This window comes from Streptomyces sp. T39, from assembly GCF_008042045.1.
Lineage (GTDB): Bacteria > Actinomycetota > Actinomycetes > Streptomycetales > Streptomycetaceae > Streptomyces.
In genome coordinates this window covers 1-1,391 of sequence record NZ_RDBP01000103.1, presented here as the reverse complement: position 1 = coordinate 1,391, position 1,391 = coordinate 1, and the positions used below count along the sequence as shown (strand labels likewise).

The 1,391-nt window shown below is 77.2% G+C and carries 1 protein-coding gene; it reads left to right on the top strand.

Going from position 1 to position 1,391, the window contains the following annotated elements:
• Positions 1–394: 394 nt before the first annotated feature.
• Positions 395–1,391 (top strand): hypothetical protein (locus EAO77_RS35590; protein ID WP_147992457.1); only part of this gene is annotated, 997 nt, incomplete at its 3' end.

Sequence of the window (1,391 nt, the reverse complement as noted above, 5' to 3'; positions counted from 1 at the left end):
GACGGCGGCGGGCCGAAGCCGGAGGACGGATCCGCGGGCGGGTAGCCGTAGCCCGGGGCGGGCCGGGGCGGCGGGTAGCCGTAGCCCGGTGGGCCCGGTGGACCCGGTCCCAGGGACGAGGGGACCGGGGGCGGGGCGACGCGGTTCGAGCCCTCGTAGCCCCCGGGCACCAGGGGAGGAATGGGGCATCAACCGCGTTAACACACAGGCAACCTGACGGACCCGGCTCCGATATACGGACGCGTCACGCTGAACAACGTACGGCCGTGCGGGTGCCGTTGGGCCGGACGCAGTCCCGTTGCGGGACCGCGTCCGGCCATCCGCGCGCAAGCGCTTGCCCTTTGGGCCCGAGGCGCCCTTGTCGCCTCTCGTGGGGCCGTGCACGATCGTGGATGTGACGCTTACGCGGGGGGCCCGGATCACAGGTGCGGCGCTGGCCGCCCTGCTCGCGCTGATGACGGCGGCCTGGATCGCCCGGGACCTCGCCGACACCGGCTCCGCCGCCGCGCTGTGGCGCTCCTGGTCCGGCGGGGCCCCCGGTTTCGTCGCCGTCGCCCAGCCCGCGACCACGATCGTCGACCCCGCACTGCTGCTGGTCCACATCGCCGTCGCCGTGGCCGCCCTTCGCTCGCCGGTGGCCGCCGCCGCGCTGGTCGCCGCCGGTGTGCTGACCCTCGGCCTGCGGCTGCCCGCCCTGTGGGTGCTCACCGCCTCCTACATGGACCTCCAGGCCACCGACGCCGTACGCACCCGCGCCCTCTACAGCGCTTTCGCGGCGCTCGCGCTCGGCACGGGGCTGCTGGTCACGGCGGCCGCCGGGCGCCGACCGGCCGGCGAGCTCCGGTTCACCCGGCAGGCGCCGGGCGCGGCGGCGCTGACGCCGACCCGGCCCGGCCGGGGGGCCGCCGTGACGGCCTTCCTGCTGCTGGGCGCGTCCGCAGCGGTGGTGGTGGCCTGGCAGGTGCGCTGGGCCTGGGTCCTCGGCGCCGACGTCTGGCTCGATCTGCTCACCGGCGGCGAACGCGCGCCGGTGCGCCTGCTGGAGGTGCCCTCCGCCTGGCTCGCCCTGGTGGTCGCCGTGCTCGCCCTGGTGGCCGCCGGAGCCGCTCTGGGGCAGGCCGTGCTCACCCGGCCGCTGGGCGCCGCCGTCGCGGTGCTGCTGGCCGCCGACGGCACCGTGGGGGTGGCCCACGCCGTGCGCCAGGAACTGTGGCGCCACCTCCGGGAGCTGCCCCAGAGCGGCTCCGGCGGCCACCAGGGCGAGCACGGCGACCACCAGGGCGAGCCAGGCGGAGGGCACCTCCAGCAGGCGCACCGGCGCGCGTTCGCCGCCGGTGAGCAGATCGAGCCAGACGTCGGCGCCGAGGACCCAGGCCCAGCGCACCTGCCAG